The 16,172-nt window shown below is 48.7% G+C and carries 12 protein-coding genes; 2 read left to right on the forward strand and 10 right to left on the reverse strand.

Annotated features, from left to right (window positions below):
- Positions 1–7 precede the first annotated feature (7 nt).
- Complete coding sequence (locus DWW91_RS22580) at positions 8–1,189, reverse strand: 6-bladed beta-propeller (protein ID WP_010802917.1); 1,182 nt, start codon at positions 1,187–1,189, stop codon at positions 8–10.
- A 206-nt stretch (positions 1,190–1,395) separates the two neighbouring features.
- On the opposite strand from DWW91_RS22580, the gene DWW91_RS22585 reads away from it, so the two are divergent.
- Both DWW91_RS22585 and DWW91_RS22590 read left to right on the forward strand, forming a co-directional pair.
- Positions 1,396–2,121 carry an SDR family oxidoreductase gene (locus DWW91_RS22585; protein WP_010802916.1) on the forward strand — a complete coding sequence of 242 codons (726 nt, stop codon included), beginning with the start codon at positions 1,396–1,398 and terminating at the stop codon, positions 2,119–2,121.
- Between the two features lie 122 nt (positions 2,122–2,243).
- The gene (locus tag DWW91_RS22590) at positions 2,244–3,896 is read left to right on the forward strand and encodes an amino acid permease (protein ID WP_010802915.1); all 1,653 of its coding nucleotides are present in this window, start codon (positions 2,244–2,246) and stop codon (positions 3,894–3,896) included.
- Between the two features lie 507 nt (positions 3,897–4,403).
- On the opposite strand, the gene DWW91_RS22595 is transcribed toward DWW91_RS22590, so the two are convergent.
- The 9 genes from DWW91_RS22595 to DWW91_RS22635 all read right to left on the reverse strand — a co-directional run bounded on the left by DWW91_RS22595 (position 4,404) and on the right by DWW91_RS22635 (position 16,155).
- Positions 4,404–4,790: a GtrA family protein gene (locus DWW91_RS22595; RefSeq protein WP_007657160.1), complete on the reverse strand. Its 387-nt coding sequence runs from the start codon at positions 4,788–4,790 to the stop codon at positions 4,404–4,406.
- Between the two features lie 165 nt (positions 4,791–4,955).
- Complete coding sequence (locus DWW91_RS22600) at positions 4,956–5,678, reverse strand: LytTR family DNA-binding domain-containing protein (protein ID WP_122328971.1); 723 nt, start codon at positions 5,676–5,678, stop codon at positions 4,956–4,958.
- Between the two features lie 5 nt (positions 5,679–5,683).
- A complete protein-coding gene (locus DWW91_RS22605) occupies positions 5,684–6,736 on the reverse strand; it encodes a sensor histidine kinase (protein WP_233584555.1) in 1,053 nt (350 codons plus the stop codon).
- On the reverse strand, positions 6,733–7,821 hold the full coding sequence (locus DWW91_RS22610; protein WP_122328973.1) for a sensor histidine kinase: 1,089 nt from the start codon (positions 7,819–7,821) through the stop codon (positions 6,733–6,735). The genes DWW91_RS22605 and DWW91_RS22610 overlap by 4 nt, the downstream gene beginning before the upstream one ends.
- 188 nt (positions 7,822–8,009) lie before the next feature.
- Positions 8,010–8,915 (reverse strand): DUF6268 family outer membrane beta-barrel protein, encoded by a 906-nt coding sequence (locus DWW91_RS22615; RefSeq protein WP_122328974.1) that lies wholly within the window; start codon positions 8,913–8,915, stop codon positions 8,010–8,012.
- Positions 8,916–9,020: 105 nt separating this feature from the next.
- Positions 9,021–9,791, reverse strand: coding sequence for a LytTR family DNA-binding domain-containing protein (locus DWW91_RS22620; protein ID WP_046147242.1), 771 nt, complete (start codon positions 9,789–9,791; stop codon positions 9,021–9,023).
- Positions 9,788–10,825: a sensor histidine kinase gene (locus DWW91_RS22625; RefSeq protein ID WP_010802910.1), complete on the reverse strand. Its 1,038-nt coding sequence runs from the start codon at positions 10,823–10,825 to the stop codon at positions 9,788–9,790. Before DWW91_RS22625 ends, DWW91_RS22620 begins: the two co-directional genes overlap by 4 nt.
- Positions 10,826–10,838: 13 nt before the next feature.
- Entirely contained in the window at positions 10,839–11,732 is an 894-nt protein-coding gene (locus DWW91_RS22630) for an efflux RND transporter periplasmic adaptor subunit (protein ID WP_122328975.1), read from the reverse strand.
- 73 nt (positions 11,733–11,805) lie between these two features.
- Positions 11,806–16,155 carry a CusA/CzcA family heavy metal efflux RND transporter gene (locus DWW91_RS22635; protein WP_122328976.1) on the reverse strand — a complete coding sequence of 1,450 codons (4,350 nt, stop codon included), beginning with the start codon at positions 16,153–16,155 and terminating at the stop codon, positions 11,806–11,808.
- Between the last annotated feature and the right edge of the window lie 17 nt (positions 16,156–16,172).

The raw sequence follows: 16,172 nt of genomic DNA on the forward strand, positions 1-16,172 counted from the left end.
ATATTTATTACTTGAATTTAATAATCCTGATTACCGGATTATCGTCTTCGACAAGTGTCTTTGCAATCTTCATTCCATTACCGGCCAAACGTTTTCCATGATAAGCCTCTATAACCGTTGATGCCTGAATCATTTCAGCGACCATATTCCGTGCGATATCAGGCGATGCATCCGGCGACCATCTTCCCTGACTCCAAGCCCTTGTATCATATTCTGTATCCAAAATCGGCGTCTTCTTTATTTCACCGGTCTTAAATTCATACATAAACGTTGGGATCGGTCCGCCTTTCAGTGATTTAAAATCTAATAGAAGCGTACCTATCAACATGAACTTATCAGTTGTTAATAAAGGTATCCATATATTCCGAGGTTCAGGAGCATGAGTCGATGGCTTGCGGGTTAATAAGGGTATTAATCCCTTATCCGGGGATAACCGAAACAATGTGTCGGATGAAATATCCGCAATCATTAGATCCGGACCGTAATGCATATTTTGAGGATAATAAATTCCAAAAGGTCTCCACATATTACCCTCCAATGATTGAGCTATTTTGTTTGTATATCTTTTTTCAAAATGAATGTCTAATACAGAAAGCTGGCTACCATCTTTTTTCGAGACAAGACGGTAAGGGGACTTTTTAGTCTTACTTTCACGACCAGGTTCAATTATTACACCTTCATAGATAAGTAGAGATTCATCGTCAAAATTGAAAATACTCATTTCATTATCAAATGTATTTATTTTCAATGTTCGTTTGTAGTCTCCCTTCAGAGAATAAACCTGAATGAATTGGGAACACACATAGATTTCTTCCTTCTTCTCATCTAAAATTGTACCGACATTAATCCATGTATATTCCCGCCCGCTCTGTCCTTTGTGATTGAAATGTGAATAGAGCTTTCCTATTTTACGATCGAAAACAAATATATCACCCAATCGGGATTCATGGATAAGAATATATTTATCGGTAACAGCTGAAAGTACCGATGAACCACCCAACAAAATTTCATCTGTTGTCTCCAAAGGCACATACTCTATTTCCGCCATATCCTGAAGGCGCAACTTCTTCTGAGGATAGTTTTTTGAGAAATCAAATACCGGTAAGTCGCCTGTCTTCGATTGGGAGCTTACAACCTGGCTTCCCATTATTAAAAGGGATACCAGTAAGATGAGATTGTTTATTTTCATGCTATTTTATTTATAGGACAATGAATCTCTTAAGCTATAGCTAACACGGTGGCAAGGTATTAAGAATATATTGAATGAACAAGTAAAGAATAGCCTAAAAAAGAATGTGTGAGCGATAGAATATCAATAAGTAAGAAGCGTAACGTTGAATTAATAAAGTTTTGCTTACATTTGTTCTTCTATTAGTCTTTAAATAAAAAGAAATCGTGAAAAGGATTGTTATCATCGGGGCGACTTCCGGTATCGGTTACGAAGTGGCAAAGATATATCGTCAACTGGGTTGGCGCGTTGGAGTGGCAGGACGTCGGCTGGAACGGCTGGAAGCATTCAGGGAGCAGGCTCCCGAGCAGACAGAGATACAACAGCTCGACGTGACTGAGGTGGAAGCCGTAGACAAGCTCCACCTGCTAATTGATAAACTGGGAGGCATGGACCTGTTCCTGCTCAGTACCGGTGTCGGCAATCAGAACCGGACTTTGAATCCGGACATTGAACTGGCAACCGTCAATACCAATGCAATCGGTTTTACCCGCATGGTCACTGCCGCTTACCATTATTTCAAGGAACAGGGATGCGGGCATCTGGCCGTTATCAGTTCTATCGCCGGGACTAAAGGTTTGGGAGTAGCACCCTCCTATTCCGCCACCAAACGTTTCCAGAATACTTATATCGACGCACTGGCACAGTTAGCCAGGATGGAAAAGTTACCGATAATTTTTACCGATATACGTCCGGGGTTCGTGAAAACGGCTTTGCTAAAAAATGATAACTATCCGCTACTGATGCGTCCGGAACGGGTAGCACAACGGATTGTACGGGCTTTGAAACGAAAGAAACGGACAGTCATCATCGACTGGCGGTATGTCACACTGGTATTCTTCTGGAAGCTGATTCCCGATTACATCTGGGAACGATTGTCCATTCATAACTGAATTTGTATATTTTTCCTGTAATCCCTACCTTTGCGGCCGATTATTGAAATACTGTGAGGTTGCATCAAGTCCGCTATGACAAAAGAGGCTTTTGACGCAACCACACCTAAACAAACAGAAGAATGGGATTATTTATAAAGAAACCGTTAGGCGCTTTACAGGCGGAGGCTAATGAGTCGGGTAGTAAAACGCTGAAACGGGTATTAGGCCCCTGGAGTCTGGTCGCGCTGGGTGTAGGGGTTATCATCGGTGCCGGGTTATTCTCTATCACCGGAACCGTTGCTGCCGGATATACCGGTCCAGCCATTACCTTATCATTTGCCATTGCTGCGCTAGGCTGTTGTTTTGCCGGATTATGCTATGCCGAATTTGCATCCATGATACCGGTTGCCGGAAGTGCCTACACCTATTCATATGCCACGATGGGGGAACTGATTGCCTGGATTATCGGCTGGGATTTGGTACTTGAATATACCGTAGCCGCAACGACGGTCAGTATCAGTTGGAGCCGGTATCTGGTCGTATTCCTCGAAGGGGTGGGTATCCATCTGCCACATACGTTGACGGCATGTCCCTGGGACGGAGGGATAGTCAATATACCCGCTTTTCTTATTGTCGTACTGATGAGTATTTTCCTGATACGGGGAACGGAAGGGAGTTCGATTTTCAACGGGATAATTGTCTTCCTCAAGGTTTCGGTCGTATTGGTATTTGTCGCTTTGGGATGGAAATATATCAATACGGAGAATTATGTTCCTTATATTCCGGCGAATACCGGGACGTTAGGTGAATACGGTTTCTCCGGTGTGCTTCGCGGGGCAGCAATCGTTTTCTTCGCTTTCCTCGGATTCGATGCCGTATCGACCGCTGCACAGGAAGCTAAAAACCCGAAACGGGATATGCCGATCGGGATTCTTGTTTCCCTGCTGGTTTGTACTATCCTTTATATGCTTTTCGCTCATGTGATGACCGGAGTGGCACATTACAGCCAGTTCAACGGGCAGGAAGGGATTGCGCCTGTTGCCGTAGCTATTTCACATATGGGACATGCGGATGCCGCCGGGGTCATCCAACCGGATTATCCCTGGCTGAATAAGGCAATCGTACTGGCTATCCTGTTTGGTTACTGTTCGGTGATAATGGTTACGTTGCTCGGACAAAGCCGCGTATTCCTGAGCATGAGCCGCGACGGGTTATTGCCTCCATTCTTTTCGCATATCAATGAAAAATTCCGCACTCCGGCACGCAGTAACCTGCTTTTCATGTTGTTGGTCGGATTACTGGCGGCCTTCGTACCTGCCAGGGTAGCCGGGGAGATGACGAGTATAGGGACATTATTTGCCTTTACACTGGTTTGTGCAGGCGTATTGGTGGTAAGAAAAACGATGCCGGACGTGCAACGTGCTTTTAAAACGCCGTTCGTTCCGCTTGTACCGGTTCTCGGAATCGTGACTTGTCTCTGCATGATGCTTTTCCTTCCGGCCGACACATGGATTCGCCTGGTACTCTGGATGCTTATCGGATTGGATATTTATGCCTGTTACGGCATTAAACACAGTAAGTTGGAATATATGCAACAACATCGCAAAGGACAGCTTTCGCTGAACATGATAGGTATCACCCTCTCCGTCCTCTGCGTTATCACCGGATTGTGGCACCAGCAGACAGTGGGTTGGGATGAAAGCAAGGTTTTGCTAATCATCTCCTTTGTATTCGCATTCACACACCTGCCCTTCTATATGATACGGATTTGGAAGAATACGACGCAAGCTTAATGCCAATATGGTCATGAGGATGGACAGGTTCAATTATTATCAGATTCGAGTCATAGCATTTGTTTCTATATGGCACGCAGATGACGCAGATTGGACCATATAGAAACTTTTTACACTCTGTCCCTTTTCAAATTATTGCTTTCAGCTTTCAGTTGCCGGGAGAGAATATTTTTCAATATATACGGCTGAAGGGATAGAATTGTAAAAAAATGTATACGGAAATTCCGGATAAAGTAACTTCCGGCAAAACATAGGACTTTTGTCTTCAAAGCATATATGTTTTGTCATCAAAAGTCCTGACTTAACATTTCAAAACACCTATGCTTTTTGGAGCGGATAACTACCCGCAGACAAACAAATAACTATCGGTTGGCAAACGGGTGCCTATCTGTCGGAATCAAAATCCGGAATGTGGCACCCTTCAGTTGGATTCCTTATTTTTCAAGGATTATATATTCCTGAAGCCTGAAGGATAAAGTTTGAATAGTGTCACTACCGGATAAGAAATCATTGTTTTCTGGTAAAAGTCAGCCGTTTATTCATCGTGAAATTGACGGCGCCATATACGAATAACCCCAGGAACTGCGCCAGGTATTCATTCATATCACCTATCTCCACCATCAACAGCAGGGAGAGAAACTGTAAGCCGTAAGCACAACCGAAAGCGACAAGGAAAAGAGGCACCTCACGTTCAAACTTTCCACTCCGGGAGGAGAATATCCAGTATTTGCTCCAAAAAAAGTTATTAACCAACGCAGCAACATAACCGGCAATGTTCGACCAAAGGTAATTACATCCGACACCCTTCATCAACACCCAAATAACCAGGGCGGTAATAAGAGCATTCAGGGTCCCCACTATGATAAAACGGAATATCCGTACTGATTCTTTCATATCAATCTCCCACAAACTTATCCTGCCTAATCCTTCGACTCGCGTTCCCTGGCTGTGTATAATCCATAACTCTTAATGGAAAAGGCAGCGGCTATTTTAGGCATCTTTTGTTCACTTTATTTATTTTTCAACGACAAATATACGGGATTTTCAAAAGAACAGTACTCAATCCGACAGATTATTCTTCATAAAAAACTTCTCAAAGAACGCATCCCGATAACTATTCCCTATCGATATTTCATACTTTCCAATAAAGACATCATTGTTGTCAAACGAGGCTATATGATTGGAGTTCACGATATAAGACTTGTTCGTTCGCAGAAAAACATCTTTCGGAAGCATCTCATGAATCGACTTCAGATTCATCTTCGTCACAATCCGCTGTTCGGGAGTCTGTATCACGACATAATCCTTCAACCCCTCGATGAAAAGGATATTTTCCAGCTGTATCCTGAAATAGCGCCGTTCCGCTTTCACAAAGATATGACTGGCGGAAACAGACTCCACCCGGTTCTTGCTGTTGTCGGTTTTCAGCAGGGAATGATAGGTATGTGCTTTCTGTACCGCCCGTTTGAAACGTTCGATTTCAATCGGTTTCACCAGATAATCTATCGCATCCACCTCATAGCTGTCGAGGGCATACTCCGCATAAGCCGTCACAAAGATGACAAGCGTATCCGACGGAATCATCCGGGCAAACTCCAGTCCGTTCACCCCCGGCATCTTGATATCCAGAAACACCAGGTCCACCGGACTCGCCTGCATAAACTTCCCGGCAGACACGGCATCGCCGAAACTTCCGCACAAAGACAACACCGGCGTATCCTGTATCAACAACTGGATTGCCTTACGACCTAGCGGTTCATCATCTACAATGATACAATTCATACTAATCAGTTTTTTAGTTTTAAACGAAGATTGACCGTATATGTTATATCCGTTTCATTTATTTGCAAAGAACAATCCGTATCATACAGAAGTTGCAGGCGGCGGCGGATATTGGCAAGACCTATCCCCCCGTCGACAGGCTTCTCTTTCTGTTCGGCCGGCTTCGAATTGATACAGATAAAGATAAGCTGCTCCTCTTTCGTTTTGAAATAGAGGTGCACATACGACAGTTTCCTGTTATCGTTATTATGTTTCACAGCATTCTCCACAAAAGGGATGAATAATAAAGGTGGAACGGTTATATGCGCTGTTTCCCCTTCCGTAGAGATGATGAAATCGAAATTATCACGCCGTATCTTCTCCATATTGAGATAATCGGTCAGGAAACGGATATCGTCCGCCAGATAGACCGTTTCGGAAGTACTGTCTTTCAGTTGATACTTCAACAGGTCTTTCAACTTGGACAGGACATGCACCGCCTCCACCGGATTTTCCTTTATCAGCACATTCGCGTTATTCAGCATATTGAACAGGAAATGCGGGTTTATCTGGTTCTTCAACTGTTCCAGTTCCGACTGCATCGTCGCATTCTCCAGTTCGTCGATACGCTGGCCGTATTTCACGTAATCCTGGAAAACAATCACCGCCGACGCGCCCGCAATAATCAAACTCACCTGGATGACGGAAGAGATGAAAAAGAAAGCCGACAGCCAAAACTGATACAATTCATACTCCCTTTCGATATCTTCCTGCCGCAGTAAATAAGAAAACAAAATAGCTAAAGCGATAACCAGGAACACGAAGAAGACATATTTCCCCAGCTTATTCTTCAACAATAAACGCGGAGTCAATATAAATACGCTCAAATAAATAGGTATAAGCAGTATCAAACTCTGTACTATACAATTTCTTGTTAAATACTCCTTTCCCTCTATCACATCCAGATAAATATTCACGGATATGATCAGCATACTGAGAGAGAACAGCAGGAAATGCCTGAAAACCCTGTAACGGGAATCAACCAGCAGACGCAACATAAAACCGGATGCATTTATCATAACCTGATACATAAATTCGTTTTACAAAGAGCCCCATCATCCACCGTCTCCAACTTATAAGCGTCTTTGAACAGCAAATCGAGGCGATGCTTCACATCTTCCAGGTCTTCGTTATGCTCTTTCTGCCCGTCCGGCAGTCCCGGAGCAAAACAAATACAAGAGAAAAACAACTTCCGCTCACCTGCCCGGAAACAGAAATAAATATCCATCTGGGACTCTTCCGACGACAACTGCTTTATATAATGAATGGCAAAAGGAATAAACAATAAAGGTGGCACCAGTTTACGGCTGACCTCCCCCTCCTTCGTCACGGTAAAGCTCAGGTTCGCATACTTCATCTTCGCCAGTTCAAGAAAACGCTCGATAAACGATATCTCGGAAATCAGCAGTACCTTCTCCCGCTTCCCGTCGTACAACTGGTAACGGAGCAGCCTGCTCAACTCCATCAACACCTTCGATGCCTGTCCGGGGTTATCGAAGGTCTGCCTGCCCGCCTCATCGAGCATATTAAAAAGGAACTCCGGGTTTATCTGGTCTTTCAAAGATTCCAGTTCAGTTTTCAGGTTCACCTTCTCCAGTTCGTTCTTCCGCTGGTAGAATCCCATCCAATGGCGAAGCAGGATGGTGATGGAAGTGCCGGCAATCAGCAGACCATACAGGAAAAAGTTACTTACAATCTCGACAGCCATTATCCGGTTCTTATAGAAAAAGGAATAATACCCCGGCTCCTGCCCGGAATACCGGTTCAGCCAGTAATCGCTCCCGAAAGAGACTACAATCATAACCAGAATAAGCAGGGACACAATAATGATATACAACACATACCGGTTTTTCAGCAGCAATCCGGGCAACAGGACATACATGTGCAGGTAAATCCCTCCGAGATAAAACGCCAGCAACAGCCCGCTGACATACCCAATCACACCGCCCACCTCATCCAGAAAACCGGCGCAGGTCAAATAAGGCATATTGAACGCCACAAAAGTAAAGAACAGTACCAGCAGCAAATGCCTCCCGAACCTGTACTTCGGAGCTATCAGGAAATCAATCAAAAAGCTGTTATAGGTTCCTTCCGACTTCGGCATAATAGGAGTTTAATTATTATCAAAAGTGAACTGTCCTGTCCCCGTGCTTGACACGGGGCCGCAGAAGAACCTGCAGTATCAAAAGATACATATAGGATACGGTCTGTGCCTTTGCGATCCCGTGTCTAGCACGGGAACGGGATAGTTCAATTATTTCTATATTTCACGCAAAGATATACATATCCCCCTCAAAAACCATATTTGACGGCTATACTCGTATAAAAAGCAGGTGAGAAATGCGGGTCATACTCCCTGTCCATCGACTTGAACATCGCTTTCAGCGTGCGGTCGTCATAAAAGGCCGCCCGGTAAACGGACAAGCCAACCGTTATCGGAACGGACAGCGACTTCGTGATAGTCAGTTCCGGTTGCAACCCGGTCGTAATATACTGCTGGGTGAATATCTTATCCTTGCCGTCGCGCTCCACGAAAGCAAGCATACCGTTCATCGAACCGACCAGTTTCAGCCGAAGCAACTTATGCAACTGCATCCCGCCCGATATCTCCACCCCGTCCATCATCGAGACATTCACCATATAACGCCCTTCGAGCCGCCAGTCGACGAAAAGAGCCGGAAAAACCATCGGATAACCAAAGCTGGTATTCAGCGCAACCCCCATCCCCAAATCCAGATTATCACGCAGATGCCAGATAGCCGCCGCCATCCCCACCCCCATCACATGGTCCCAACGGGCATAGGCAAGGCTGCCGGTATTCATAAAAAGCCCCACCCCGGCACTTGCCAGAAGCGACCACCTCTTACTCAACGGACGGATATACGAAACAACCAGCTGCGCATTGAAGATTTGCGACTCCATATACTCCGACAAGTCCTTGTTATCCATCGAAGCATAGGAAGCGCCCAGACCGACCATCCAGGCTGTCGGGTGGTTGTTTTCATCCATTTTCATGGATACGGGAATGTTCACCCCTCCCTGAATCACCTTCATATCCCCTTTGCCGCCTACCTTTTTATTATCGGCATCCCGGAATCCGGACGAACCGATATATTCAGTCTTCAGCCAGACCTGTGCGCTTGTTTCCCGGCATATAAAAACTCCCGCCAACATCAACCACAACCATACTGTTTTCATATCATGCTTCTTTTTATTATTGAACTCGAAGCAAAACTAGACAAACAGCCGATGCCCGGATATTTTAGTAGACGAAGCGGCAGTAATAATATACCAAACGGGGTTTCAGGTATATTTCCCGGTAAACCAATCCTTGAACTCCCCGACACGCGCCTTGCTTACCAGGATTTTCTCCTGCACAGGGACTTTCAGGTTCACAGACAGGCGTCCGTTAAACCAGAGGTCGATGTCGGATACGGCTTTCCGGGAGATAAGATACTGGCGGTTCACACGGAAGAAAATATCCGGGTTCAGACAGTCGGACAACTCATCGAGCGTCTGCGTAAAAGTATATTCCCGCCCATCGGTAACGACCGCCTTCACAAGCCCGTCGTTGATATAGAAGAACAGAATCATATCTACCGACAGCGGAAGCAACTTGTCCCCCTTTACCGGAACCAGGAAATGCGTCTTGTAGTTCTCCTGCCGTTTCAGCACATGAATCAGGCGGCTGTAATCAAATTCCTTTGAAGGTGCCTCCGAACGCAGTTGTTCCAGTTTGCCAATCGCCTTCCGTATGTCGCTCCCGCCAATCGGCTTGAGCAGATAATCGATGCTGTTCACTTTGAAGGCACGCAGGGCATACTCATCGTAGGCCGTCGTGAAAATGATCGGGCAGGAGATATCCACATGTTCGAAAATCTCGAAGGCGGAACCGTCCGCCAGATGAATATCGAGGAATATCAGGTCGGGCATCGCATTGGCACGGAACCAGTCGATACTTTCTGCAATACTATCCAACACGGCCACAACCCCGATATGCGGGGCCGCCTCCGAAAGCAGAGCCGTCAGATTGCGGACGGCCGCTTTTTCATCTTCTATGATAAGTGCATTCATATCAATGGAATAGTTACGATAAATGTATTGTTCTCTTCACGCACCTCGATTTCCTCCTTAAAGAGCAGGTTGTAACGTTTCGCCAGGTTTGCCAGACCGATTTGCAAGCCTCCGCTGGCTGTAAGCTTACGCTGGACGGGATTGCTGACTGTCAGCCGGTTTCCTTCGGTAAAAACCCGGATGACCAACGGATGGCGATTGCTAATCTCATTATGCTTGACAGCGTTTTCAATCAGCAGCTGGACGGACATAGGGGGAAGCTGGCGCCCCCCGGCGGCTTCGTCTATCCGGATATCAAACTCCAGGTTATCTTCATAGCGCATCTTCAACAAAAAGATATAGGCAGAGACAAACTCCATCTCCTCCCGCAAGGTGACGCTTTGGGATTCATTCTCCTGCAAGGTGTAACGAAGCACCCGCGACAGTTCCTGCAAATAATCCTGTGCCTTATCGGGCGTTTCGCGGATGAGCGAGCGCAGGGTATTCAGCGAGTTGAACAGCATATGCGGGTTCAGTTGGTTCTTCAGGGCTTCATACTGGTTCACCAGGTTTTCCGTGCGTAGCTGCTGGTTCTCGACCAACACCTGCTGGCTTTTGCGAAGCAGGTGAATCATATAACAACTGCCCGTCACGATACAGGTAATAATAAAATCGCGCAACGGATGCAGGTAATGGTGCACCATCGCATCAATCGCCGGAATATCGAAATGATGATGAAGGAAGACGAAAACCTTTCCCAACAGATTGCTCATCAACCAGGTCAGGACGAAAGACAGCACCATCTTTCCCCACGTGATGCGCGCCGCCGGACGGTTGAACCGGAAGAAGAACGTATTCAGGGCAAAGAGAATCAGCAGCGAAATAAAAGTAAAAAACACTTCATTGGCAACATCGGCCATCCGCATTCCCGGGAAAAGATTGTTCTCCCCGGAATGGTCGAACAGGGATATCAGTTCCGGGAAATGAGTCAGGAACGCCACCACCACGGAAATGACGACGACTGCCAATACATATTTATCTATATTTACTTTCATACCGCAAATATACTTATTTCTTTTCTACACGCGCCGTCACATACATGCCAGGACGAAAACGTTCGTGGTTTCCTTTCACCCGTGCATAGATTTCGAGGGAGCGGTTTACGGCATCGACCTCCTGGCCGACAGACAGCAGTGTAGCATCGAACGTCTGCTTTCCCATGCCGTTCACGCGGAACTGGATGCGGCTGCCCGGGGTAAGGTCGTCGAGGTCTTTCTCGTAGGCGGTCAGGCAAAGGAGGGTTTCGCCTTTGTCGATTACTTCGCAGACAGGTTCGCCGGCATTGATATATTTACCCAGGTTCAAGGTCATCCCGGTCACGTAGCCGTTCAGCGGGGATTTTACCTCCAGGTAAGGACGGATACCGTCTTTGAGCAGGTCGCCGGGCGTAACTCCGAGTATCGTGAGTTGTGCGGCGGCAGCTTCCAGGCGGCTTTTCATCGAAAGGTAATCGGCCTTGCTCTGCTGGAAACGTTTCTGGGAGGCAGCTTCCTGCGAACTCAGACGCTCCTGGCGGTGGTATTCGGCTTCGAGATATTCCGTTTGTGCATGAGCCTCCAGGTAACTTTGTTGCAACAGGATGAAATCGGGGTTTTCGAGGGTGGCGAGGACGGCACCTTTCTTTACATAATCGCCCGGAAGCAGGGGCGTTGAATGGACGGTCCCTCCCATCGTCAGGGTGACGGTGGCATGGCGTTGGGGAGGCACAATCATGGTTCCGTTGAAGGAAGAATGATTCGGCATGGCGGTTGCCGAAGTGACGGCGTCGACACGGATAGTATCGGCGGCAACCACTACCGGTTCGACAGGAGGTGCAACCGATTCCGGGGTCTGTTCTTTTTCAGTTGTCGTATTGCAGGCGGCTAATAAAAGGACTGCAACAGGAAATAATATTCGTTTCATCAGATGTTTATTTTTAATATATTCTATTTTCTTAAAATATGGCTTCCGGGAGTTCCGACAGCTTGTCTTTTTCTTACCGAGTATACAATTCCAATTCCAGTGCAGAGACATTGTAATTATAGACCGCTTCAATATATCCCCTCCTTATCTCGCGGGCACTGTTCAGGCTCTGGACGAACTGCATAATATCCGTTTCGCTCTCCTTGAATTGTATCTGCGCACTCTTCAGCAGGGCATCCGCTTCCGGGAGCGCACCGGTCGTATAATAACGGATATTTTCTCCCTGTTGGCGGAGCATGGCTTGCAACTCATCGACCTTGTTGTTCAGCTGGCGGGCACTCGTTTCCGCTTCCGTCCGGGCAATACCGGCATCTATCCTCGCCTGCTTCGAACGGCTTTGCTGCGGAAAGAACAGGAGCGGGAAGGAAACACCGACCATCCACGAATTCAACCCGTTTAGCGGTGAAATCTTCTGGCGGATATAACCGACCGAAAGTTCCGGAAAGAAACGGCTGCGCTCCACGTTTAGCAGCGCCTTCTTCTCATCTGCCAGGCTCCGGAAATAATTCAGATGCGCTTCCGACGGCGCCGCCTCTCCGGTCACACCCGGAAGTAACGCCAGCGTACTGTCGGCCGGAACAATCGGACTGTCGGCATAACACGCCCAGGTGAAACGGCGGACTGCCAGTTGAAGCTCTTCTTCCGCCTGCATCAGCCGGGTACGCAGGTCGGCTGCCAGCGTCGTTGCCATATTGCGCTCCAGCAAAGTGATATCGCCCTGCTCGTAACGGAGTTTTCCCGCCTCCTGCAAACGGACTGCCAGCTCGCTCTCTTCGCGGTAAAGGGAACAAAGGTTTGCCGCATACTGATAATAAGCCCAGGCACGTTTCACCTCTGCCGTTATCTCTTTGCGTACCATGTCGCGATAATATTCGCCCGTCGCCACCTGCTTGCTGACCAGGGCGTTTTTATAGAAAGGAGTCAAGAGGTTGCCCAACGACTGGGTGACTTCCAGCTGGTTGTCACTGTGTGTCTCGCCATTGATTTGCCCCCAGGAATAGGAAAAGGAAGTCGCTCCCGGGTCCCAGGCCTCTCCCCTTGCAGCCCGCGAGCGGTCTATCGCCGCCGAGGCCGTCTTCAAACGGGGATGGTTCTTCATGGCAAGGGCAAGGGCCTCGTCCAGCGTAACGGTTGCCGGGACTGCGCCGGGAACCGCTCCCCCCTCCGCCCATGCCGCCGGTGACAGGACAACCAGCAGCAGAACCAGGGTGGCAACCTTCGTCCCCCTCCTTTTCCTGAACTTCTTCCACATCAGCGGGAACGAATTAACCATCCGGTAGAAGACCGGAATAATCAGCAGAGTAAGGACGGTCGAAACAATTAACCCGCCAATCACGACAGTCGCCAGCGGACGCTGCACCTCCGCACCTGCCGACCTGGCAATTGCCATCGGGACGAATCCCAGCGAAGCCACCAGTCCCGTCAGGAATACCGGGCGCAACAAATGCGGGCATCCCCGGGCAATAATCCGGTTCGTACTCATAGTATATCTGTTTCTTTTACGTAAGTCATTGAAATGATTAATCATCAGGATACCATTCAGCACCGCCACCCCGAACAAGGCAATAAAGCCGACCCCGGCAGAAATACTGAAAGGCAACCCGCGCAGCCAAAGCGCCACAATCCCCCCTATCAGCGACAAGGGCACGGTCGAAAAGACCACCAGCGTATAAGTCACGCTCTTGAAAGCGAAGAACAGCAGCAGCAAAATCAACGCCAGCGCAACAGGAATCACGACCAGCAAGGTATTGATGGCATTTTGCAGGTTCTCGAACTGCCCGCCGTATTCGAAATAATAACCGGGCTTCAGCTTGATATTCTTCTCCAGCGTGTCCTGTATCTGCGAAACGACCTGCTGTATATCGGCATCGCGCACATTCACTCCAATCACGATACGGCGTTTGGTCGCATCCCGGTTTATCTGCAAAGGACCGTTCACCAGCTCGATACTCGCCACCTCGCTGACAGGTATCTGGATACCCTCCGCCGTGCGGACAAACAACTTGTCGAGGTTAAGGTCCGACACTTTATCGTTATCCAGCCGCAACACAAGGTCGAAGCGCCGTTCGTTCTCAAAAATCACGCCAGCCGCCTCCCCGGCATAGGCCGTGCGGATAATCGTATTCAGTTCCTCTATATTCATACCGTAACGGGCAATCTTGCCGCGGTTGTACCTGACCACCAGTTGCGGAAGTCCCATCGCCTGCTCCACAATCACATCGGCGGCACCGGGTACCTGCTCCACATAGGTTGCCGCCTCTTTCGCCCGGGTGTAGAGTTCCTCCATGTCTTCGCCATACAGCTTGATGGCGATGTCCGCCTTGGCACCCGTCATCAACTCGTTGAACCGGAGTTGTATCGGCTGGCTGAAATTGAACTCCGCCCCCTCGACCGTCTCCAGCGCCTTCTTCATCTTCTCCACCATCTCGGCACGGCTGGAAGCCGACGTCCATTCCTTGAACGGCTTCATGATAATCATCACGTCGGCATCCTCCACCGCCATCGGGTCGGTAGGCACCTCCGCCGTCCCTATCTTGGCAACGACATGTTTGATTTCGGGGAACTGCTTCATCAGCGTCTTCTGCGCCCGACTGGAAAGTTCGATACTCTGCGTCAGCGAACTTCCGGCGGGAAGCGTCATCTGCATCGCAAAGTCGCCTTCATCGAGCGTCGGGATAAACTCCGCGCCCAACCGGGTAAACAGCAGCAACGAAGCCGCCAGCAACGCAAAAGCGGAACCGACCGTCGCCCAGGCATGATGCAGGCAGAAACGCAGGCCGCGTTTATAAAACACATTCAGCTTATCGAAGAAACGGTCGGCAAAGGTCGGCTTTGCAGAGATAGTCCGTTTCAGGAAGAGCGAAGCCATCATCGGCACATAGGTGAGCGAGAGAATCAGCGCACCGATAATACAGAAGACCAGCGTCTTCGCCATCGGCGTAAAATATTTGCCTTCAATCCCCGTCAGCGTCAGGATGGGAAAGAACACAATCAGGATAATCAGGACGGCAAAGGTCGCACTGCGCACCACGCCGCTCGCCCCGGCTTCCACTTCCCGGTCCAGTTCAGCCTGCGTGAGCGTCCTCCCGGCAAGCCGTTTCGTATAGATATGCGCCAGTATCCCTTCAAGGATAACAATCGAGCCGTCCACCACGATACCGAAGTCGATCGCCCCCAGGCTCATCAGGTTGGCCGACACGCCGAAGACGCGCATCAGAATGAAACCGAAGAGCATCGCCAGCGGAATCACCGAAGCGACAATCAACCCGGCACGTACATTCCCCAGAAAGACGATCAACACCAGGAAGACTATCAGTGCCCCTTCAATCAGGTTGCGCACCACGGTCGAGATATTCCGGTTCACCAGCTCTGAACGGTTCAGGTAAGGTTCGACACTGACGCCTTCGGGAAGCATTTTCTGCACTTTCTCCACGCGGGCTTCCAGCTCCTTCGTCACCACATTGGCGTTCGCCCCTTTCAGCATCATGGCAATGCCGCCCACACATTCGCCTTCGCCGTCTTTGGTCATCGCACCGAAACGTTTCGGCGCACCGAAGCGCACCGTGCCGACGTCGCTGATATGTATAGGGATGCCTCCGCGGTTCGTAATCACGATGCGTTCGATGTCTTTCGCATCGCTTATCATACCTTCCGAACGGATATAGTAAGCACGGTTCACCTTCTCGATATAACTTCCGCCGGTATTCTGGTTGTTGCTGCTCAGGGCGGAATAGACGTCGCCGATGGTAATGTTCAGCGAATAGAGGGCATCCGGGTCGACCGCCACCTCGTATTGTTTCAGGTAGCCGCCGAAACTGTTAATCTCCACAATCCCCGGAATACCCGAAAGCTGCCGCTTCACAATCCAGTCCTGAATCGTGCGTAGCTCCATGGCATCGTAGCGGTCCTCATAGCCGGGGGCGACCTTCAGCACATACTGGTAGATTTCGCCCAGCCCGGTCGTTATCGGCATCAGTTCCGGCATGCCCAGTTCGGCGGGAATCTCTCCGGCAACGGTTTGTATCTGTTCATTGATCAGCTGCCGCGCATCCAGTGTCGGGACACTCTCCTTGAACACCACCGTCACGAGCGACAACCCGAAACGCGACACGGAGCGTATCTCTTCCACATTCATAATATTACTCATGGCAATCTCTATCGGGAAAGTAATCAACTGCTCCACCTCCTGCGGGGCAAGCGTCGGCGAGACGGTCACAATCTGCACCTGGTTGTTCGTAATATCGGGGACGGCGTCGATAGGCAACGTCAGCATGGCATAAATCCCTCCGATTAGCAGGAACAGGGTCGTCAATCCGACGAACAGCTTTTTGTGAATCGAAAAATGTACTATGGCTTTAAACATCACTTTGTAATTTAAAA

The organism is Parabacteroides sp. AF17-3, assembly GCF_003635445.1.
Classification (GTDB): domain Bacteria; phylum Bacteroidota; class Bacteroidia; order Bacteroidales; family Tannerellaceae; genus Parabacteroides; species Parabacteroides goldsteinii.

What these genes read in the sequence shown, in the direction of transcription:
- DWW91_RS22580 (WP_010802917.1), bottom strand. Translation starts at nt 1,189, where the DNA reads ATGAAAATAAACAATCTCATCTTACTGGTATCCCTTTTAATAATGGGA.
- DWW91_RS22590 (WP_010802915.1), top strand. Translation starts at nt 2,244, where the DNA reads ATGGGATTATTTATAAAGAAACCGTTAGGCGCTTTACAGGCGGAGGCT.
- DWW91_RS22595 (WP_007657160.1), bottom strand. Translation starts at nt 4,790, where the DNA reads ATGAAAGAATCAGTACGGATATTCCGTTTTATCATAGTGGGGACCCTG.
- DWW91_RS22600 (WP_122328971.1), bottom strand. Translation starts at nt 5,678, where the DNA reads ATGAATTGTATCATTGTAGATGATGAACCGCTAGGTCGTAAGGCAATC.
- DWW91_RS22605 (WP_233584555.1), bottom strand. Translation starts at nt 6,736, where the DNA reads ATGATAAATGCATCCGGTTTTATGTTGCGTCTGCTGGTTGATTCCCGT.
- DWW91_RS22610 (WP_122328973.1), bottom strand. Translation starts at nt 7,821, where the DNA reads ATGCCGAAGTCGGAAGGAACCTATAACAGCTTTTTGATTGATTTCCTG.
- DWW91_RS22615 (WP_122328974.1), bottom strand. Translation starts at nt 8,915, where the DNA reads ATGAAAACAGTATGGTTGTGGTTGATGTTGGCGGGAGTTTTTATATGC.
- DWW91_RS22620 (WP_046147242.1), bottom strand. Translation starts at nt 9,791, where the DNA reads ATGAATGCACTTATCATAGAAGATGAAAAAGCGGCCGTCCGCAATCTG.
- DWW91_RS22625 (WP_010802910.1), bottom strand. Translation starts at nt 10,825, where the DNA reads ATGAAAGTAAATATAGATAAATATGTATTGGCAGTCGTCGTCATTTCC.
- DWW91_RS22630 (WP_122328975.1), bottom strand. Translation starts at nt 11,732, where the DNA reads ATGAAACGAATATTATTTCCTGTTGCAGTCCTTTTATTAGCCGCCTGC.
- DWW91_RS22635 (WP_122328976.1), bottom strand. Translation starts at nt 16,155, where the DNA reads ATGTTTAAAGCCATAGTACATTTTTCGATTCACAAAAAGCTGTTCGTC.